Source organism: Kitasatospora sp. NBC_00240 (assembly GCF_026342405.1).
Taxonomy (GTDB): domain Bacteria; phylum Actinomycetota; class Actinomycetes; order Streptomycetales; family Streptomycetaceae; genus Kitasatospora.
Genome location: NZ_JAPEMU010000001.1, coordinates 1,531,005 through 1,551,756, shown reverse-complemented (window position 1 = coordinate 1,551,756; position 20,752 = coordinate 1,531,005). Strand labels below are relative to the sequence as shown.

The 20,752-nt window shown below is 71.8% G+C and carries 14 protein-coding genes and 2 pseudogenes; 4 read left to right on the top strand and 12 right to left on the bottom strand.

Annotation, left to right across the window (positions count from 1 at the left end; all coding sequences use genetic code 11):
* Positions 1-28 precede the first annotated feature (28 nt).
* From OG689_RS06365 to OG689_RS06360, 3 genes and pseudogenes are all read right to left on the bottom strand, one after another.
* Positions 29-850, bottom strand: a complete 822-nt coding sequence (locus OG689_RS06365; protein WP_266326907.1) for a class I SAM-dependent methyltransferase — start codon at positions 848-850, stop codon at positions 29-31.
* Positions 847-1,368 (bottom strand): annotated as a pseudogene (locus OG689_RS45010) (discoidin domain-containing protein); the annotation flags it as partial. The pseudogene OG689_RS45010 and the gene OG689_RS06365, both read right to left, overlap by 4 nt.
* A gap of 94 nt (positions 1,369-1,462) precedes the next feature.
* Positions 1,463-1,642, bottom strand: a pseudogene (locus OG689_RS06360) (phospholipase domain-containing protein); the annotation flags it as partial.
* A gap of 1,318 nt (positions 1,643-2,960) precedes the next feature.
* Between OG689_RS06360 and OG689_RS06355 the strand changes: the two are divergent.
* The 4 genes from OG689_RS06355 (at position 2,961) to OG689_RS06335 (ending at position 12,536) form a co-directional block, all read left to right on the top strand.
* On the top strand, positions 2,961-5,753 hold the full coding sequence (locus tag OG689_RS06355; RefSeq protein WP_266318480.1) for a DUF1349 domain-containing protein: 2,793 nt from the start codon (positions 2,961-2,963) through the stop codon (positions 5,751-5,753).
* Positions 5,754-5,840: 87 nt separating this feature from the next.
* Positions 5,841-8,696 (top strand): glycoside hydrolase N-terminal domain-containing protein, encoded by a 2,856-nt coding sequence (locus OG689_RS06350; protein WP_323189256.1) that lies wholly within the window; start codon positions 5,841-5,843, stop codon positions 8,694-8,696.
* A 252-nt stretch (positions 8,697-8,948) separates the two neighbouring features.
* Positions 8,949-9,233, top strand: coding sequence for a Sec-independent protein translocase subunit TatA (tatA, locus tag OG689_RS06340; protein WP_266326903.1), 285 nt, complete (start codon positions 8,949-8,951; stop codon positions 9,231-9,233).
* Between the two features lie 549 nt (positions 9,234-9,782).
* Positions 9,783-12,536, top strand: coding sequence for a beta-galactosidase (locus OG689_RS06335; RefSeq protein WP_266318478.1), 2,754 nt, complete (start codon positions 9,783-9,785; stop codon positions 12,534-12,536).
* A 219-nt stretch (positions 12,537-12,755) separates the two neighbouring features.
* Here the strand turns inward: OG689_RS06335 and OG689_RS06330 are convergent, their stop codons facing one another.
* The 9 genes from OG689_RS06330 to OG689_RS06290 all read right to left on the bottom strand — a co-directional run bounded on the left by OG689_RS06330 (position 12,756) and on the right by OG689_RS06290 (position 20,748).
* Entirely contained in the window at positions 12,756-13,487 is a 732-nt protein-coding gene (locus OG689_RS06330) for a FadR/GntR family transcriptional regulator (protein ID WP_266318477.1), read from the bottom strand.
* Between the two features lie 62 nt (positions 13,488-13,549).
* Complete coding sequence (locus OG689_RS06325; RefSeq protein ID WP_266318476.1) at positions 13,550-14,482, bottom strand: amidohydrolase family protein; 933 nt, start codon at positions 14,480-14,482, stop codon at positions 13,550-13,552.
* A complete protein-coding gene (locus OG689_RS06320; RefSeq protein WP_266318475.1) occupies positions 14,479-14,790 on the bottom strand; it encodes an L-rhamnose mutarotase in 312 nt (103 codons plus the stop codon). Before OG689_RS06320 ends, OG689_RS06325 begins: the two co-directional genes overlap by 4 nt.
* Entirely contained in the window at positions 14,787-15,437 is a 651-nt protein-coding gene (locus tag OG689_RS06315) for an LUD domain-containing protein (protein WP_266318473.1), read from the bottom strand. The genes OG689_RS06320 and OG689_RS06315 overlap by 4 nt, the downstream gene beginning before the upstream one ends.
* Entirely contained in the window at positions 15,434-16,918 is a 1,485-nt protein-coding gene (locus OG689_RS06310; protein WP_266318472.1) for a LutB/LldF family L-lactate oxidation iron-sulfur protein, read from the bottom strand. The genes OG689_RS06315 and OG689_RS06310 overlap by 4 nt, the downstream gene beginning before the upstream one ends.
* Complete coding sequence (locus OG689_RS06305; RefSeq protein WP_266318470.1) at positions 16,918-17,655, bottom strand: (Fe-S)-binding protein; 738 nt, start codon at positions 17,653-17,655, stop codon at positions 16,918-16,920. Before OG689_RS06305 ends, OG689_RS06310 begins: the two co-directional genes overlap by 1 nt.
* A complete protein-coding gene (locus OG689_RS06300; RefSeq protein WP_266326901.1) occupies positions 17,655-18,647 on the bottom strand; it encodes an aldo/keto reductase in 993 nt (330 codons plus the stop codon). The genes OG689_RS06305 and OG689_RS06300 overlap by 1 nt, the downstream gene beginning before the upstream one ends.
* 2 nt (positions 18,648-18,649) lie before the next feature.
* Complete coding sequence (locus OG689_RS06295; RefSeq protein ID WP_266318468.1) at positions 18,650-19,411, bottom strand: SDR family oxidoreductase; 762 nt, start codon at positions 19,409-19,411, stop codon at positions 18,650-18,652.
* On the bottom strand, positions 19,408-20,748 hold the full coding sequence (locus tag OG689_RS06290) for an L-fuconate dehydratase (protein ID WP_266318466.1): 1,341 nt from the start codon (positions 20,746-20,748) through the stop codon (positions 19,408-19,410). The genes OG689_RS06295 and OG689_RS06290 overlap by 4 nt, the downstream gene beginning before the upstream one ends.
* Positions 20,749-20,752 lie beyond the last annotated feature (4 nt).

The following is a 20,752-nucleotide window of genomic DNA, read 5'->3' as shown; positions in this document are numbered from 1 at the left end:
GCCGCCGCCGGCGGCGTGGCGACGCCGGTCAGGGCGTGCCGGGCCGGTCCGCCGTCACCAGGTAGTAGTCGAGCAGCCCGTCCCGCCAGGCGGGCAGGAAGTTGCGTGACCAGTGCCCGGGCGGCACCACCCCGCCCGCCAGGAAGCGGTCGAAGCCGGGCCAGACCGCCGGCCCGATCGACCGCACGGCCGGGCGCGCGAACCCGGCGGCGTCCAGGGCCTCGGCGAAGCCGTCGATCGGATGCGGCACGTCCAGCCCGTCCGCGAAGCTCTCCAGCAACTCGCGCAGCGGCCCCGCCGCCGCCGGGCCGCTGGTGAAGAAGGTGGTCACCACCAGCCGCCCGCCGGGGCGCAGCACCCGGGCCGCCTCCCGGGCGAAGCCCGGCAGTTCGGGAAAGTGCTGGGCCGCCTCCACCGAGTACACGCCGTCGAGCGTGCCGGCCTCGAACGGCAGCCGGTCGGCGGCGCCGGTGGTGTACGCGAGCCGGTCCGGGTGGGCGGCCAGCGGGCCGGCGTTGGCGGCCGTCGCCCGGGCCACCTGCTCGGGGTGGATGTCCACCCCCGTGACCGCCGCGAACCCCAGCTCCTCGACCGCCAGCGCGCACCCGAGCCCGCGCCCGCACCCCACCTCCGCCAGCCGGCCGGCCCCCGGGCGCGGGAACTCGCCCAGCACCCGGCGGTAGAGCGCCTGCTGACTGCGCACCCGGTCCGCCCGGGTGGGCGGGCCGGCCGGGGCCACCCCGCTCCAGTCCCCGAAGTTGATGTACCCGCCGGCGAAGGGCGCCGCGGTGCTGAGGTCCTCCGGTCCGTAGACCCGGCGCACCGCGGGCGGAATCCCGTCCTGGCTCACCTGAACTCCGATCTGTAGCCGCTGCTCCGCGGGCACCTGCGCCGGCGGACGACCAGTACGTACCCGGACCGGCACCCCGGTGACACCGCTCGGGCGGGTGGAGCCGGCCCTCCGGGGCGCCGTCCGGTGCCGTGCTCCGCCGGCGCCCGCGGCCGGCGACCCACGCGCCTGCCTCCCGTACCCGCCACGCACGCTGCCAGGATCAGGTGCCGGTGACGACGATCTCCGCGGCGGAGGTCCACGGCCCGCGGTTGCCCGCCTCCGTGAGGGCGCGCAGTCGCAACGTACCGGCCGTTGACCGTAGCGAAGGCGACGGCTTTGGGCTGGGCGGCGTCGGCGAAGGTGCCGGTGGCGACCGGGGTGCCCCGATTGGTGGCGTCGTTGCTGACGTAGACCTCGTACCGGCCGATGCGGCCGTTCGCTCCGCCGCTCTGCCTCGGCAGGTAGCACAGCCGGGTCACCGCGTGGGGGCCGCCCGTGTCGAGCTGGATCTCGTGCGGCAGGGTCGCCGGGGTCGGCGACCATGAGGCGGCCGTTCGCGCCGTCGGCCCGTGCGGTGACCTCGGGGTTGGCCTGCCCGGCGGTGGTGGCGGTGACCCGGTTGCCGCGGAAGCGCCGGTGCAGGCCGTTCGGGCCGTAGAGGGAGAGGTCGTAGCCGCCGTCCGGACTGCCGCTGACGAAGTAGTCGGTCAGGGTCTTCCCGGCTTCGACGGTGTGCCGCCAGGGGCCGTCCGTACGGTACGCGTTGGGGTAGAGGTAGACGCACAGTCCGGCGGTGCCGCTGTTGGCCATGTCGATGCAGAAGAGGTGAAGCTGTCCGCGAGCTGGTAGTAGAAGTCCAGGTCCGGGCGGGTGAAGTAGCCCATCCCGACGCCCGGGCTGCGGGCGGTGTTCCACGCGTCGAAGAGGGGCGGGACGGGGTCGGTGTCACGGCGGTGCGGGCCGCACGTGGGGGTACTTCCTTCGGGGCTGCGGGCCGCGGCTGAGGAGCGCGGCTGAGGAGCGCGCGCCGTCGCCCGCCTCGACGGAGACCGGTGGGGCCGCCCGGTGGGGACGGCCCCACCGGGCCACCGGGGTCCGTTGTCCTGCTTCGCCGTTCGGCAAGGCACGCCATGGACTTGAGGGCTCGTGCACTCTGCTCATGTTTGCGCCAACAGGAGGCTGGCGGACAGCTTCCACCGCCGACGGGCGGGAGTCAAGCAATGCGCGAGCCTGATGTGGTCGTCGTACGAACCTTGCCCGCGCGGGAGGTACGGGTCGTGCCACCGGCTGACGCGATCACCGGGACTTCGGCCGGGTGCCCCGGGTCATGCCGGGTCGGCCGGTGGCTCCCGGTCCCGTGCCGCCGGCTTCTGCGGGGGGTGACGGGCAGAACGCGTCGAGGGTCATGCGCCGGAGTGGCGGGCGCGCTCCGGACGGCGGTGCGGGAGTCGTGACGGGTGGCCCGCGCACGGCCCCGCCGGCGGCCGACGGTCATCCGCCCGGCAGGAAGGCCGGGCGGTGTTCCGACCGGCCTTCACCGGCCCGAGGGGTGGATCCCTGCCGCCGAAACATCCGATCTATCGTCCCGATTCTGGGTCTCCGGGTCGTGGGGCCCGCCCGGTACCACTTGTCGATTCGAGCCTTTTGCCCGGGGGATCCCGCCGGCTTGCGGAGGCGGGTCCAACCGCTACCCGCGCCGCCTTCGCGGCCGGCGCGACGTACTTCGTCGCCGCTGCCGGTAGCGATACCGACGCCACCTGCGGAAAGGCGTTGCGGTGTCCACTGTCGCTGCGGGACGCGAGCCCGGCCGTTCGTACGCCAGGCGATGCAGGGTCGGTGAGACGCTGCTCCTGCCGTGCCCCCGGCTGGGTCGGCGCGCTCTGTCCACCGGTCGCGGCCAGCCGTGCGAGGACCATTGACACAGCCGATGTTTACGAAAACACTCGCCGCACAGTGCGCTTGGCCCGAGCCGGGCCGGCCCGGACCCCTGACCGCGCGCGCACTGTCCGATCTACCCACAGAGCGCAATCGCGTGGCCGGGACGCCGCGCAGATACGCGAACCGGCTCGGTCCGTGCGAGCGGATCCGACCGACTGGCACTTTCCCCCACCACCGTAGGAGTTACGCCATGCAGCCCTTCCTTCGCCGGCGGGGGTTGCCCGTCGCGGGCATGTCGGCCGCGCTCGTGGTCGCCGCACTGGTCCTGCCCGTGCCCGTGGGATCGGCCCGGGCAGCCACCGAGACCGTGGTCGACGTGACCACGTTCGGCGCCGACCCGACCGGCCTGCGCGACAGCGCCGCCGCCGTGGCCCAGGCCGTCCGGTACGCCAAGACGGTCACCGGCCCGGTGCGGATCCTGTTCCCGCACGGTACCTACCAGATCTACCCCGAGCAGGCCGAGAGCCGTGAGCTGTACGTGTCCAACACCGTCGGCGCCGACCAGGCCTACAAGGACAAGCGGATCGGCATCCTCGTCGAGGACATGCACGACGTCACGATCGACGGAGGCGGATCGCACCTGCAGTTCCACGGGCTGATGAGCACCTTCGCGGCCATCCGCTCCACCAACGTCTCCGTCAGGAACTTCAGCTTCGACTACACCGCCCCCAAGGTCGTCGACGCCACCGTCGGTGAATCGGGGGTTTCCAACGGCCACGCCTACCGGGTCCTGACGATCCCCTCGGGCAACGGCTTCTCGGTCTGGGACAGATGGGTCACCTGGCGGGGGGAGACGAGCCCGGCCACCGGGCAGCCGTACTGGTCCGGGGTCAACGGCATGGAGTACACCCAGATCCACGACCCGGTGGCGCAGCGCACCTGGCGCGGACCCAATCCGCTGTTCGACGACGTGGCCTCGATGACGGACCTCGGCGGCCAGAAGCTGCGCATCGACTACGGCAGCGGCACCGCGCCGAGCGACCGCGGGCTGGTCTACGAGATGCGGCAGACCACACGGGACACCCCCTCCGCCCTCTTCTGGGAGTCGAAGAACGTCACCGTCCAGGGCCTGAAGGCCGGCTACCTGCACGGCTTCGGCTTCGTCGGCCAGCTCAGCGAGAACATCACGCTCGACGGCAACGAGTTCCGCACCGACCCCGCCACGGGGCGCAGCACGGCCGGGTTCGCGGACTTCGTCCAGATGTCCGGCGTCAAGGGCACCGTGAAGATCACGGGCAACGTGTTCGACGGTGCGCACGACGACGCGATCAACATCCACGGCACCTACCTGGAGGTGACCGGGCGGCCCACGCCGAACACCCTCACCCTGGAGTACCGGCACAACGAGACGGCCGGATTCCCGCAGTACCACCCCGGTGACGAGGTGGAGATCGTGGACAAGCGCACCATGGTGGCGGTGCCCGGGGTGACGGCGAAGGTCGTGTCGGTCGACGGCCCCTCGGGCCAGGACCACGACAAGTCCCTGACGAGCATGACGGTCACCTTCGACCAGCCGCTCCCGGACTCGGTCAGGCCCTGGGACTTCGTGGTGGAGAACACCACCTACACGCCGACCGTCCTGATCAGCGGCAACACCTTCCGCGACATCCCCACCCGGGGCGTCCTGGTGACGACCCGCAAGCCGGTGGTCATCGAGAACAACGTCTTCGACGGCATGTCGATGGCCAGCGTCTTCATCTCCTCCGACGCCTACCAGTGGTACGAGTCGGGGCCGGTGCGCGACGTCCTGATCCGCGGCAACACCTTCCTGCGGCCCGCGAGCCCCGTGATCTTCGTGGAGCCGACCAACCAGGTCCTCGACCCGGCCCAGCCGGTGCACCGCAACATCCGCGTCGAGTCCAACACCTTCAAGGCCGGTGACGTGCGGCTGCTCGACGCCAAGAGCGTCGGCGGCATCACGTTCAACTCGAACACGGTCTCCCGCCTCGACCGCAACACCGCCTTCACCGCCCAGGCGAAGAACCTCTGCCCCGCACGGAACACCACCACCTCCGTGCGCACCGTCACCACCGCCTCGCCGTCCTCCACCTCGCTGTTCTCCTACCACGGCTCCTCCGGGGCCGTCATCAACGGCAACGCCTTCGACAACGGCCTGAACCTGCGCGCCGACCTCGATGCCACCGACCCGGCCCAGGTCACCAGCGACGAGGTCGTCAACGGCGGTGACCGCGTCCTTCCGCTGCTGCCGACGGTGAGCTACACCACCAGCAACGGGACGGTCGCCAAGGTCGACTCGACCGGCAAGGTCACGGCCAGGTCCGCCGGCACGGCCGTCATCACGCCCGTCACCCACAGCCAGCTCGGGGACACCACAGGCGTGCCGGTCACGCTGACGGTCGGCGGGGACCCGGCCTCGCCCGCCTGCACCAAGCCGCTCAATCTGAACACCGACGCCTGGTCCGTGGTCCGCGATCAGCCGGACCACCGCGCCGTCCTGCCCGGCGACACCCTGCAGCTCACCCCCACCGGCAGCGGATTCCTGTGGGCCGGCGCCAACAGCGCCCACAATCTCCTGCTCACCGGCACCGGAAACGGCACCGGCACCGCGACGGTCAGGATGAGCGGCCGCACCCAACGCGGCTACATGGAGGCCGGACTCCTCCTCCACCGCGGCGACGACGACTACATCGCCATCCAGCGCAAGAACAACAACGGCAGCCCCACCGTCACCCTCTCCTCGGAGACCAACGGCTGGGCCACCGAACCCGCCCGCGTCCCCGACCCCGGCCAGCAGGACATCTGGCTGCGGCTGCAGCGCAACGGCGCCACCGTCACCGCCTCGTACTCGCTGAACGGCACCACCTTCACTCCGGTCGGCGCGCCGATCGACGCCTCCTGGCTCACCGGTGCCCGCTTCGGCGTGCTGGCCGAGGTGGAGAACCCCTCCACCACCGACACCCCCTTCCTGTTCAGCAAGTTCACCGTCAACGGCGCCCCCGTCCCCTTCACCTCCGAGTGGTGACCCGGTACCGCCCATGTCTCGGGCGACCGGCGCCCGCGAGGCCGTCCGCCGCCATCTCCGTCCCGTGTCGACCGTAGGAGCAGCACCATGATGTCCGATTCCACCCCTCAACGGCCGGCGGTCGGCGGCGGGCCCGAGGTCTCCCGCCGTGGTGTTCTGAGAGCGGCCGCCGCTCTCGGGACGTTGTTCGCGATGTCGGCGCTGCCCGAGTTCACCACATCCGCCGCAGCCGTCACCCGGCCGGCCACGCTGTCGCTCGTGCCGGAAAGCGCGGCGTTGTCGCTCTGGTACCCCTCCCCGGGCCAGGAGAGCACGATCATGCAGGAGGGCCTGCCCGTCGGCAACGGGCGGCTCGGGGCCCTGGTGTCCGGCGACCCGTCCCGGGACGTGCTCGTCCTCACGGACGCGACGTTGTGGACGGGGACCGCCAACGCCACGCTCCAGGCCGACGGACAGTTCGCCTACGGCACGGACGACTTCGGCACCTTCGGCATGCTGGCCAAGGCCTTCCTGGAGATCCCCGCCCACACCGGCTCCGCGATCAGCGGCTACCGCCGCTCGCTCGACCTGAGCAACGGCCTGGCCACCGCCTCCTACCAGCTGGGTGGCGTGACGTACCGGCGCGAGGTGTTCTCCAGCTTCCCCGACGACGTCCTCGTCGTGCGCCTGTCGCAGAGCGGCGGCGGCTCCTACACGGGCTCGTTGACGCTCGCCGGTACGCGTGGCGAGACGGTGACGTCCAACGCCGGCGCGGCGGAGGCCTCGTTCGCGGCGGTACTGCCCAACACGCTGAAGTACGCAGCCCTGGCCAAGGCGGTCGGTACGGGCGGCAGCGTCTCGGCGACCGGGTCGAAGGTGACGTTCACGGGCTGCACCGAGGTGGTGCTGATCCTCTCCGGCGGCACCAACTACAAGGCCGACTCCTCCGTCGCCTACAAGAACGCCACGCTGGTTCCGCTGACCGCGGCCCGCAGCAGGGCGACGGCCGCGGCGGCGGCGAGCGGCACGGCGCTGCTGGCGACGCACGTCGCCGACTTCCAACGGCTGCAGCAGCGGATGTCGGTGAACCTGGGAGTCTCCACCGACGCGCAGCGAGCGCTGGACACCCCTTCCCGGCTGGCGGCGCGCGCCGCCGGGTCCGCGTCCGACCCGGAGCTGGAGGCCGCCTACCTTCAGTTCGGCCGCTATCTGACGATCACCGGCTCCCGGGGCAGCCTCCCGACCAATCTGCAGGGGCTGTGGATCGACAGCAACACTCCCGACTGGATGAGCGACTACCACACCGACATCAACGTCCAGATGAACTACTGGCTGCCCGACCGGGCGGGCCTTCCGGAGTGCTTCGACGCGTTCACCGACTACTGCGTCGCGCAGCTGCCCGGCTGGCAGGCCAGGACGACGAACCTCTTCCAGGACTCCCGCAACCGGTTCCGCAACACCTCGGGCAAGGTGGCGGGCTGGACCCTGGCCATCTCCACCAACGTCTGGGGCGGCAACGGTTGGTGGTGGCACCCGGCCGGCAACGCCTGGATGTGCAACTCGCTGTACGAGCACTACGAGTACACCCAGGACACCGCCCACCTCGCCAAGATCTACCCGCTGCTCAAGGGCGCCTGCCAGTTCTGGCAGGCACGGCTGATCACGACGACCGTGACCGACCCCGCGACCGGGACAGCCCGCCAGGTCCTGGTCGACGACCACGACTGGTCGCCGGAGCACGGTCCCGAAGACGCCCGGGGCATCACCTACGCCCAGGAGCTGGTCTGGCAGTTGTTCAAGAACTACCGGGCCGCGGCGGCGAAGCTCGGCAAGGACGCCTCCTACGCTTCCACCGTCGCCCAGCTCCAGAACAAGCTCTACCTGCCCGAGGTCAGCGCCAGCAGCGGCTGGCTGGAGGAATGGATGAGCGACGGCAATCTCGGCGAGTCCGCCCACCGCCACCTCTCCCCGCTCATCGGGATGTTCCCCGGCGATCGCGTCAACCTCCAGGAGTCGCCCGCCGCCCTCGTCGCCGGCGCCACCAAGCTCCTCGAAGCACGCGGGACGGAGAGCTTCGGCTGGGCCACCGCATGGCGAGCGCTCTGCTGGGCCCACCTCAAGCACGCCGACAAGGCGTACCTGTGCGTCATGAACGTGCTGAAGCCCTCCGTCGGCGCCGCCAACGGCTCCGCCGTCAACCTTTTCGACATGTACAGCCTCGGCGGCCGGACGGTCTTCCAGATCGACGCCAACTTCGGCACGCCCGTCGCGATGCTCGACATGCTGGTGCAGTCCCGCCCCGGACGCGTCGAGCTCCTGCCCGCCCTGCCCGACGCGTGGGCCGCCTCCGGATCGGTCACCGGCATCGGCGTACGAGGCGGTCTCACCGTCGACCTCGGCTGGTCGTCCGGACAGGTCACGAGCGCCACCCTCCGGGGCCCGGCGGGACGGTCGACCACCGTCGTCTTCGGCGACTGGAGCCAGCCGGTCACCATCCCCTCCAGCGGGTCGGTCACCGTCACGCCGCCTGCCCGGTACACCGTGTTCCAGCTGGTCAACCGCCTCAGCGGAAAGGCCGTCGACGTCCCCGGCGCCTCCACCGGCCCCGGCACCGAGCTCATCCAGTACACGCCGAGCGAAGCGCCCAACCAGCAGTTCCGCTTCATCCCGGTGGGTGGCGGCCTCCACGAGATCCGCACCACCCACGGCGGCACCGCCCTGTCCTGGGACGTCAGCGGCGGCGGCACCGCCGACGGCGCGAGACTGGTCCAGTGGAACCCGACCTACGCGGACAACCAGCACTGGAAGGTGACCGACACCGGCGACGGCTACGTCACCCTCACCTGTGCCCGCAGCGGCAAGGTGCTCGGCATCACCGACCGGTCCGCCTCCGACGGCGCCACCCTCGAACAGCAGACCCCCGACGGCAGCACCCAGCAGCAATGGCGCCGCGTCAACAGGTAGGCCGGCGAGGACGTGAGTGCCCTGCGCCTCGTCGCCCACACGGCGTCGTGCGCCTGAAACATCCGCTCCCTACGGCTGTCCCCGGTGCCCGCCCGACGCGGTCGCCGGGGACGGTCCCCACCGGTGCCGACGACCATCGCCGTCGGCTCGTCGGCTCGTCGGCTCGGCGTCGACCCAAGCGCGGACCCGCGGCCCGACTGCCCGGGGAATTCCCCGTACCCGCGAAATGCATGGAAGGAAGCGTGGAAGCATATGCTGCGAAACGGTCTGGAACCCTGGCACCTGTTGGTGGTGCTCGCTGTCATCATTCTGCTCTTCGGCTCGAAGAAGCTGCCTGAGATGGCCCGCGGTCTGGGCAAGTCGATGCGCATTCTGAAGGCGGAGACGAAGGCCCTGCGCGAGGACGACGTACCCGCCGAGGGTTCGGTTGCGGAGGATGCGCCCGCCCCGCCCGCCGGGCGACCGCGGCCGGCCCCCGTGACGGCCTCGAACATCACCGCGCTCCGCGAGAACAGTCGATCCGCCGACGCACCCTGACCCCGGCCGTGCCCGCGGGCTCCGCGGGATCCCGTGGGGTGTCAGTGCCGGGCACCGTTGGTCGACCCGTGACATCCGTTCCCGAAGAGCGAACTGGAGGACGGAGGTTGAACAGCTCTTCCCAAGCGCCCCCGGACGCCCCGAGGCAACATGCCCTTCGCCGGTCACCTTCGTGAACTCCGCAATCGGGTGCTCGGATCTCTCCTGGCGATCGTGCTCCTCGCCGCCATCGCGCCGATCCTCCTGCGCGACCCCTGACGACGGCGCCACCGTGCCGCATGCAGGTCCTGCCCCGCGCAGATTCCCCTGAAGGGCGCACGTCTTCCCCGAGGACGACGCATTCACGGTCGGCAGCGCCCTGCCGCCTTGGTCTGCCACATAACGGACTCCTTGGCCCCCTGAGGGGTCGGCACGGGATCTGCCCCGGTCGGGCAGCCGTCGGGAGCCGGGACAGCAGACATGGCGTGTCCACCACGTACGCGAACAGCACCCAGTACCCCAGTACACCCCAATACCCCAGCACCCAGCACCCAGCACCCAGGAGTCGACATGAACAGCAAGACGAGCAACGGGCCCGCCGGTGTCCCGCGGCGCAGCGTGATCCGGCTGCTGGGCGCGGGGGCGGTGGCGCTCGCCGCCGGTCCCGCACTCGGCGGTCTGGCCTGGCCTTCGCGGGCCTACGCGGCGACCAACGGTACGGGAGTGCCGGTGAACCTCACGAACACCAACAGCGGCTACCTGCTCGATGTCTACGGCGGCTCCGGCAGTGATGGTGCGGAGATCATCCAGTGGACGGCGACCGGCGCCGTCAACCAGGAGTGGGTCCTCGTCCAGGGGGCCGACGGCTGGGTGACGATCATGTCGATGGGGTCGGGCAAGGTGCTCGACGTGACCGGCGGCCAGACCTCCGACGGTGCCCGGGTGGTCCAGTGGCCCGCCACCGGCGCCACCAACCAGCAGTGGCAGCTGGTCGACGCCGGGCAGGGCCGGGTGAAGATCGTCGGCCGGGCCAGCGGCAAACTGCTGTCGGCCGTGGGCTCCTCCACCACCCCCGGAGCCGCGATGGAGATCCGCTCCGACACCGGCGGCCCCGACCAGTTGTGGACGCTCGCGGTGAAGCCGTACCGGCTGGACGCCACGGCCGTCGAGGCGCGGCCCGACACGCCCCTGGCCAACGCCGGCGGCGTCGCGGGCGGCACCGCCTACGGCGTCACTCGCAACGGCTGGTCCCGCGACGGGAAACCCTGGTACCCGGTGAGCGGTGAGTTCCACTCCGTCCGCCATCCGGCCGGCCGCTGGGAGCGCGAGCTGGGCAAGATGCGCGCCGCGGGCCTGGACACCGTGGCCACCTACGTGTTCTGGAACCACATCGAGCAGACCGAGGGCACCTTCGACTGGACGGGACGCAAGGACCTGCGGGCCTTCGTGGCCGCCGCGCAGCGGCAGGGACTGCTGGTCTGGCTGCGGGTGGGACCGTACGTCAACGCCGAGGCCACCGACGGCGGGATCCCCGCCTTCGCGCTGTCCGGGGCACGCTCCGACGACGCCGGCTACCTGGCCAAGGTCGACGCCTACTTCGCCCAGATCGCCGCCCAGCTCAGCGGAATGTGGGTCAAGGACGGCGGGCCGATCGTGGGCATCCAGCTGGAGAACGAGTTCGCCTCCGGCGACCCCGCGCACATCACCACCCTGCGGCAGATGTGCACCGCCCACGGGATGGTGGTGCCGTACTACACGGTCACCGCCAACTCCCGGTTCGACAAGGACACCGCGATCCCCCTCCAGGGTGCCTACACCTACCACGGCTGGGAGTCCGGAGCGGGTGACTATCCCACGTCCGGGTTCATCTACGGCACCGACGAGTGGACCGCGAACACCGACATCGGCGGAGCGACCTACGACACGCTCGACTACCCGCGCGGGTTCTGCGAGCTCGGCACGGGCAGTCCGATGCGCGGCAACGACCGCTTCCTCGTCGAGCGCAGGTACGTGGCGGCGCACGCCTACGACAGCGTCGGGCGCGGCGCGAACTACCTGGGCTACTACATGTTCCACGGTGGCACCCAGATGCCGGGCCTGAACGGGAACTGGCCGCTCACCTACGACTTCCAGGCCCCGCTGGGCGAGTTCGGGCACACCAGGGACTCCTACCGGCACTACCGGCGCCTGCACACCTTCGTCACCACCTGCGCCGCCGAACTGGTCAGGACGCGGATCAGCCGTGATCCCGGACAGATCCTCGACCCCACGCAGACCCGCCGGCTGCGCTACATCGGCCGCTTCGACGCCGCCGGACGCGGCTTCGCCTTCGTCAACAACACCCAGCGCAACGTGGCCCTGCCCACCCGGTCCGACGTCCAGATCCGTGTCAGCACGGCCGGCGGCACCGTCACCCTGCCCGCCGCTCCGCTGACCATGCCGGCGGACCGCTGCAACGTGTTCCCCGTCATGACCGACCTGAACGGCGTCGACCTGCGCTGGGCCACCGTCGAACCGCTGGCGAAGCTCGCCGGTGACGACGTCCCCACCTGGGTCTACTGGGCCCCGGACTGGACGGACCGCGCGCTCGCCTTCGACAGCGCCACCGTGGTCACGAGCGAACTGGGCAGTGTCACCCAGACGGTGACCGGCTCCGAACGCATCGCGACCCTGCCGGCCGGGCAGCGCACCTCGCTGCTCGTGCGCAAGGCCGGTGCCACGACCCCGTCCGCCAGGATCATCGTGCTGACCGAGACCGAGTCGCTGGGGGCGGTGGTCACCCCGCTCAACGGCCGCGACCGCCTGGTGCTCACCGGCACGGCCAACCTGACCGGAGTCAGGCCGACCGTCCGCTTCAGCGCCGCGGCAGGCAGCAAGATCACTGCCGACATCTTCCCCGCGGCCGGCCTGGCACCGGCCACCGGATGGAAGGGGGCCCAGGCCGCCAGGCCCTTCACTCGCTACACCTACCAGCTCGCGGCCGCCCCGGCCGCTCCGCAGATCACGTCGCTCGGCTCGGGCCGGTGGCGCATCACCAGCAACGCCACGGCGGTCGCCGGTCTGGCCGAGGCCCGCCTGGTGCTCGACTACCGAGGCGGCGAAGCGGCACTGATCGGTGCGGGAACACCGATCACCAACGACCTCTACCACGGTGAAACCTGGACGATCGACCTGAAGTACCTCGACGACGCCGCACGCGCCGACCTGATCCTGCAAGTCTCCGCCTGGGACGCCGCGATCCACGGCGTCACACCGCCGTCCGGCACCACCCCCGGCCTGACCGCATCGACCTGGAACCCGCAGCGCGAAGCCACCTGGCGCTGACCGCGGTACCCACCGCATGCCGTGAGTCTGCTGACCGACGTGCGGCAGCGACGGCGGTCGAGTGCCGTGGCCCTCCGCGGCCCTCGGCCCCCGCGCCGCACCCGTCCTCGGCGAGGACCACCAGGTCGGTGGGCCGAGGGCGGCGGTCGGGTTCGGCGGCAGCGAGCTCACCGAGCTCTGTCGCCCGGGTCGGCGTCGTCCCGGTGCTGCCGATCCTGCTCACGGAGCGGCGGTGGTCCAGCGGCTCTGGAAACCGTCGGCCGGCAGGGGCCCAGCGGCCCCGAGGGTGTTGCGCAGCCACTGCTCGACCCCTGCCACATGGACGGTCGCCCACGCGTGCGCGAGCTGGGGGTTGCGGCCGGCGATGGCCTCGAAGATGGCGCGGTGCTGCAGCCGGGTCCGCTCGACGGCGCCCTCCTCGGTGAGCCCGCGCCAGATACGGGCTCGTGCGGTCGGGCCGGAGAGTCCCTCGATCAGCGAGCAGAGCACGGTGTTGCCCGAGCCGGCGGCGATCCCCCGGTGGAACACGAGATCGTTGTCGATCAGCTCTTCCAGGGAAGGGTCGTCGCTGAGACTGTCGAGCACCTGTCGCAGGGCGGCGATGTCCTCGTCGGACATGGCGCGCGCGGCCATGGCCGCCGCAGCGGGCTCCATGATGCGGCGAACCTCCAAGAACTCCAGGACGGTGTTGTCCTGGTGGAAGTCGACCACGAAGGCCAGCGCGTCCAGGAGCAGGTTCGGTTCCAGGCTGGTCACATAGGTGCCGTCGCCCTGGCGGACGTCCAGGACCCGGATGATCGAGAGTGCCTTCACCGCCTCGCGCAGGGAGTTGCGCGACAGGCCGAGCCGCTCCGCGAGGTCGGACTCCTTGGGAAGCCTTGAGCCGGGTCGGAGCTCACCGCTGACGATCATGGCCTTGATCTTCTCGATCGCCTCGTCGGTGACTGGCAATGCTCCACCCTTCATTGATCCGATCTCTTCAGCATAGCCCGCGCCTGGCTCGCTCGGAGGTGTCATCCCCCTCCGCCGGCGGGGGCGGCCTCGCGCGCTCCGGCGGCGGGCATCAGCGCCGTACCGGCGGCCTGTTCGGTCTCCTCCAGTCCGTAGACGCGGATCGCGTTGCGGTGGAAGAGCGCCCGCTTCTCGGCGGGGCTCAGCCCCTCCGTCAGGTGGTCGGCGATCCGGACGACCTCCCCGTAGCCGGCCTCCAGCGTGCAGACCGGCCAGTCGGAGCCGAACAGCAGCCGTCGCGGGCCGAAAGCATCGAGGACCGTGTCGGCGTAGGGCTTGAGGTCCTGCGTGCGCCAGGTGCCGGGGGCGGCTTCGGTGACGAGGCCGGAGAGCTTGCAGACGGTGTTGGGCAGGGCGGCGAGACGGCGCAGGTCGGCGGCCCAGGGTTCGAGCGCGCCGGTGGCGATCGGAGGTTTGCCGAGGTGGTCGAGGACGAAGGTCAGTCCCGTGAGCCCGGCGGCGGCGAGCGTGGCGGCGGGCAACTGGTGCGGCTGGACGACGAGATCGTAGGCGAGGCCGGCCTCGGCCACCGCGAGCAGCCCGCGGCGTACGTCGGCACGGAGCAGCCACTCGGGGTCGGGCTCTTCCTGGACCTGGTGCCGGATGCCCACCAGCCGGTTTCCGCCCGGTTGTCCACGCAGCGCGGCGATGGCGTCACGGACGTCCGGCGCGGTGAGGTCGGTCCAGCCGACGACCCCGGCGACGAGGTCACTGCCGGCTGCGAGGGCCAACAGCTCGGGTGTTTCCTCCGGAAGGCAGACGGTCTGGACGGCGACGGTACCGACCACGCCGGCCGCGCCCGCCTCGGGGGCGAGGTCGGCGGCGGAGAAGGAGCGGGCCAGCGGTGCGAGGGCCTCGCCGGTGATCCATGGCTGCGGGCGCACCGCGAGGTCCCAGAGGTGGTGGTGCGAGTCGATGATCAGCCGGTCGGTCACAGCTGCCACACCACCGGAAGCCCCGCCGAGGCGCCCGCCTGGGAGTAGTCGTGGACGACGTCGAGGAGTCCGTCCATCCTGGCCTGCCAGGTGATGTTGACCGGAAGGTGTTCCAGCTCTGCGAGCAGGCGGGCGTAGTCCTCGCACTCCAGGAGATGGAAGAGCTCGCAGCCGCTGCGCCAGATGGTCCAGGAGGTGACGCCGGCGGCCCCGATGGCGGCGGCCAGTTCGGCCGGCACCGCGCGGTGGGCGGCCTCGTACTCCTCGATCCGGTCCTCCCGGACGCGGGTGTGCAGGGCGATCCTCATGGCTGCTCCGGAAGGGCGGGGTCGACGATGATGACGTCCAGGGTGCGGGGGCCGTGTACGCCCTCGACCCGGTCGAGTTCGATGTCGCTGGTCGCGGACGGCCCCGAGACGAAGGTCAGCGGCAGGGTGGGGTCGAGGCGGGCGAGGGCTTCGGGGACGTCGGCGGCGATCCGGTCGGCACGGACGACGCACAGATGGTAGTCCGGGACGAGGGTCAGGGCGCGCCGGCCTTGGCCCGGGCCGGTGTCGAGCACGAGGGTGCCGGTGACGGCGATGCCCGCGGCGGCGAGGGTGAGCGCGCCGTCCAGAGCGTCCAGGCCGGGGATGTCGAGTGGTTCCGTGTGCCACTGCCACCGGCCGGCCGGCAGCAGTTCGACGGGGAAGCCACCGGGCAGGGCCAGCTGTTCGACGCCGCGCAGAGTGAGCGCTGCGGCGATGGCGGCGCTCAGGCCGGCCCGGTCGGTGCGGGTGACGGTGGCGCGGTAGTCGGCGACCCGTTCGGCGAACAGGGCGACGGTGTCCTCGCCCGGTTCCGCGTGGCTCCGGCGGTAGTGCCTCGGCACGGGTACGTCGTGCGGCTGCTCGCCGGCCGGGACGTCGGCGAGGGCGGTGCGGATGCGCCCGAGGATGGCGTCTCGGCTGTTCATCGTTCCCCCTCCTTGTTCTTGCGCCACCAGGTGCGGAAGGACTCGACCGGTGGCGCCGGCGTGTCGCGGGTGTCGGACCAGCCGCGCAGCGGGCCGGGAAGCCGGCCGATCCGTCCGTCCCTGGCAACCGCGCGGCCGCCGAGCGCGGCGGCCTTCTGCGCCGCGGCGAGCAGACGCGGGGAGTCGAGGACCTTGCCGGCGGCCTTCATCGCCACCGCCTCCGCTGTGGGCAGGCGGTTGGCCGTGCGCTTGGCTTCGACGGCCTCGGCCCGCAGGTGGGCGAGCACCTCCGGGATGTTGATCTTCACGGGGCAGGCGTCGTAGCAGGCGCCGCACAGGGTGGAGGCGAACGGCAGCGAGGCGGCCTGCTCGATGCCGACCAGCTGGGGGGTGAGCACGGCACCGATCGGCCCGGGGTAGACGGAGCCGTAGGCGTGGCCGCCGGTGCGTTCGAAGACGGGGCAGACGTTGAGGCAGGCCGAGCAGCGGATGCAGGCGAGGGCCTGGCGGCCGACCTCGTCGGCGAGGGTGTCGGTGCGGCCGTTGTCGAGCAGTACCAGGTGGAACTCGGTGGGGCCGTCGCCGTCGGTGGTGCCGGTCCAGGTGGAGGTGTAGGGGTTCATCCGCTCGCCGGTGGAGGAGCGGGGCAGCAACTGCAGGAAGACCTCCAGGTCCGACCAGGTGGGGATCACCTTCTCGATACCCATGACGGTGATCAGGGTCTCGGGCAGGGTCAGGCACATCCGCCCGTTGCCCTCGGACTCCACCACGACGACGGTCCCGGTGTCGGCGACGGCGAAGTTGGCGCCGGAGACGGCCACCTTGGCGGTGAGGAACTTCTCCCGCAGGTGACGGCGGGCGGCCTCGGCGAGTTCGCGGGGGTCGTCGCCGAGGTTCTCCGGGGCGGGCTGCCCCCAGCGGCCCATCTCGGCGGTGAACAGGTCGCGGATCTCGGTGCGGTTCTTGTGGATCGCCGGGACGAGGATGTGGGACGGACGGTCGTCGCCGAGCTGGACGATGAGCTCGGCGAGGTCCGTCTCGTAGGCGGTGATCCCGGCGTCGGCCAGGTGTTCGTTGAGGCCGATCTCCTGGGTCGCCATCGACTTGACCTTCACGACCTCGCGCTCGCCGGTGGCCTGGACGAGCGCGGTGACGATGCGGTTGGCCTCGGCGGCGTCGCAGGCCCAGTGCACGGTGCCGCCGGCCGCGGTGACGGACTCCTCCAGGCGCACGAGGTAGTGGTCGAGATGGCGTGCCGTGCGGTTCTTGATCGCGGCGGCGGCGTCGCGCAGGTCCTCCCAGTCGTCCAGCTCGGAGGCTACGGCGACCCGCTTGTCGCGGATGGTGGCGGTGGCCCGCTTCAGGTTGGCGCGCAGCCGGGTGTCGCCGAGGGCGATGCGGGCGGCGTCGGGGAAGGACGGTGCGCCGAGCCAGACCACGCCGCGGCTGCCGGGGGCGGGTGCGGGGTCGCGGGCGGTCATCACGGGGTCCCTTCCGTGGCGGCGAGGATCTCGGCCAGGTGCATGGTCCGCACGGCGGCGCCCTGCCGCGACAGGCCTCCGCCGATGTGCATCAGGCACGAGTTGTCCGCGGCGCACAGTACCTCGGCCCCGGTGGCCAGGACGCCGTCCGCCTTGTCGGCGAGCATGGCGGCCGAGGTGTCGGCGTTCTTGACGGCGAAGGTGCCGCCGAAGCCGCAGCAGGAGTCGGCCGCGGGGAGGTCGACCAGGTCAAGGTCCCGGACCCCGCGCAGCAGCCGCAGCGGCCGGTCGCCCAGGCGCAGTCCGCGCAGGGAGTGGCAGGTGGGGTGGTAGGCGACGCGATGCGGGAAGCGGGCGCCGACGTCGGTGGCGCCGAGGACGTCGGTGAGGAACTCGGTGAACTCGTACACCCGCGGCACCAGGTCGGCGACCTGCCGCTGGAGTCCGGCGTGCCCGTACCGGGCGGCCAGTACGGGGTGGTTCTCGCGGACCATGCCGGCGCAGGAGGCGGAGGGGGTGACCACGGCGTCGAATCCGGCGAAGGTCCGCGCGAAGCGGGCGACCAGGGGGACGGCGTCGGGGCGGTAGCCGGTGTTGAAGTGCATCTGCCCGCAGCAGGTCTGTTCCTGGGGGAACTCCACCGTGTGGCCGAGGCGCTCCAGGACGGTGACCACGGCCCGGCCGGTGTCGGGGTAGAGAGTGTCGTTGAAGCAGGTGATGAAGAGGGCGATGCGCATCAGTCCGCCTCCCGGGGGGTCGGCACGGCGGTGGGCAGCAGTCCGCGTTCCTTGAGCACGCTCCACAGGGTGGCCGGGACGGGGCGCCGCAGCATCGCGGCGGCGTCCCGGGCCTCGGCGGCGCTGCGGGTGCCGACCAGGACGCTCGCCACCGCCGGGTGTCCGAACGGGAAGCGCAGGGCGGCGGCGCGCAGCGGAACGCCGTGCTGTTCGCAGACGGTCTTGAGGTCGAGCGCCCGTGCCAGCAGGTCGCTGGGCGCGGCGCGGTAGTCGAAGGTGGCGCCCGGGTGCGGGTCGGCGAGCAGGCCGGAGTTGAAGACGCCGCCGATGACGACACCGACGTCGTGACGCTCGGCGAGGGGCAGGAGTTCGTCGAGGCCGCGCTGGTCGAGCAGGCTGTAGCGGCCGGCCAGCAGCACGGCGTCGATGTCGGTCTCGCGGATGAACCGGGCGGGGAGTTCGGCCTGGTTCATGCCGACCCCGATCGCGCCGAGCACGCCTTCGGCGCGCAGGCGTTCCAGCTCCGGATAAGCCTGGTCGAGGGCCTGGCCGGCGTGTTCGTCGGGGTCGTGCAGGTAGGCGATGTCGATCCGGTCGAGGCCGAGCCGACCGAGGCTGTCCTCGATGGAGCGGCGGACTCCTTCGGCGCTGAAGTCCCAGACGCGGCGGTGGGTGGCGGGCACGGCGAAGCCGCTGGCAAGGTCGTCCCCGCCGCCAAGGTCGGCCGGCTCCAGCAGCCGGCCGACCTTGGTGGACAGAACGTACTCGTCCCTCGGCAGGCCCCGCAGAGCTGCGCCGAGCCTGCGCTCGGACAGGCCGAGCCCGTAGTGCGGGGCGGTGTCGAAGTACCGGACGCCCGACTCCCAGGCGGCGGCGACGGCCTGCTCGGCCTGGGGGTCGCTCACCGGGGCGAACAGGTTGCCGATGCCGGCGGCGCCGAAGGCGAGCTCGCTGACCCGGACCGCACTGTGTCCGAGCGCGTGCCGTGGCAGCGTCACCGCTTCACCTCCGGGCGCAGGCGCAGGCCCGCCATGCCGCCGTCGACCGCCAGGGCGGTGCCGGTGGTGCTGCCGGCCGCCGGGGAGGCGAGGTAGGCGATCGCGGCGGCCACCTCGTCGGAGGTCACCAGCCGGCCGGTCGGCTGGCGGCCGCTCAGGGCGGCCCGCTCGGCGGACGGGTCGTCGGCTGCGTCCAGCAGCCGTGAGACCCAGGGGGTGTCGACGGTGCCGGGGTTGACGCAGTTGACCCGGATGCCCTCGCGGACGTGGTCGGCGGCCATCGCCAGGGTGAGGGAGAGGACGGCGCCCTTGCTCGCCGAGTACAGCGCGCGTTCGGGAAGCCCCGCGGTGGCGGCGATGGAGCAGGTGTTGACCACGGAGGCGGCGGCCGAGCGGCGCAGATGGGGAAGGGCGGCGCGGGTGGTGCGGACGATGCCGAGCACGTTGACGTCCAGGACCCGGTGCCACTGCTCGTCCGGGTTGTCCTCCACCGTCCCGGCGGCGCCGATGCCGGCGTTGTTGACCAGGATGTCGATCCCGCCGAGTGCGCCGGCCGCCGCGGAGACGGCCGCGCGCACGGAGTGGTCGTCGGAGACGTCGGCGGTGAAGCCGCGCAGCGGGAGGCGGACGCCGCCCGGGTCGAGGTCGAGGACGGCGACGTCCGCTCCGCGCTCACTGAGCAGGTGCGCGGTGGCCAGGCCGATGCCGGAGGCGCCGCCGGTGACCAGGGCGGTGAGCCCGTCGAGGTCGGTCGTCATGCGCGCTCCTCCGCGTCCGCACCGGCCAGGTCGGCCGCCCAGAACGCTCCGCCGGGGTAGGTGTACGTGTCGATGGTGGCCTGGTGCATGGTGGCGGAGAATCCGGGCATGGTGGGCGCCCGGTAGTGGCCACCGTTGATCACCACCGGGTCGAGGAAGTGCTGGTGGAGGTGGTCGACGTACTCGATGACGCGGTCCTCGACCGTGCCGGACACGGCGATGTAGTCGAACATCGACAGGTGCTGGACCAGCTCGCACAGGCCCACGCCACCCGCGTGCGGGCAGACCGGGACGCCGAACTTGGCGGCCAGCAGCAGGATGGCGAGATTCTCGTTGACGCCGGCCACACGGGCCGAGTCGAGCTGGAGGACGTCGATGGCGCCGGCCTGGAGCAGTTGCTTGAAGACGATCCGGTTCTGCACGTGCTCGCCGGTGGCGACCTTGATGGGGTGGACGCCGCGTCGGACGGCGGCGTGGCCGAGGATGTCGTCGGGGCTGGTGGGCTCCTCGATCCAGTACGGGTCGAACTCGGCGAGCGCGTTGGTCCATTCGATCGCCTCGGCGACGTTCCAGCGCTGGTTGGCGTCGATGGCCATCCGGATGTCCGGGCCGACGGCTTCGCGGGCGGCGCGGCAGCGGCGGATGTCGTCCGCCAGGTCGGCGCCGACCTTCAGCTTGATCTGGGTGAAGCCGTCGGCGACGGCCTGCTCGGCGAGGCGGGTGAGCTTCTCGTCGCTGTAGCCGAGCCAGCCGGGCGAGGTGGTGTAGGCGGGGTAGCCGCGGCGCAGCAGGCCTGCCGCGCGGTCGGCCGCACCCTGCTTGCCCTTGCGCAGCAGTTCCAGCGCCTCGTCGGGGGTGAGGGCGTCGGAGATGTAGCGGAAGTCGATCTGGGAGACGAGCCAGGCGGGGTCCGCGTCGGCCAGCAGCTGCCACAGCGGCTTGTCCGCACGCTTGGCGGCCAGGTCCCAGACGGCGTTGACGACGGCGCCGATGGCCATGTGCATCACGCCCTTCTCGGGGCCGAGCCAGCGCAGCTGGCTGTCGCCGATCAGGTCGCGGTACAGCGCGCCGGGGTCGGCGCACAGGTCGGCGACGGGACGTCCGACGATGTGCGGGCGCAGGGCGTCGACGGCGGCGACCTGGACGTCGTTGCCGCGGCCGATGGTGAAGGTGAAGCCGTGGCCCTCGTGGCCGTCCGCCGAGGTGCGCAGGATGACGTAGGCGGCGGAGTAGTCGGGGTCGGGATTCATCGCGTCGGACCCGTCCAGCTCCCGTGAGGTGGGGAAGCGGACGTCGTAGGTGTCGACGGCGGTGATCCGCGCGGTGGTTGCGGACAACTCG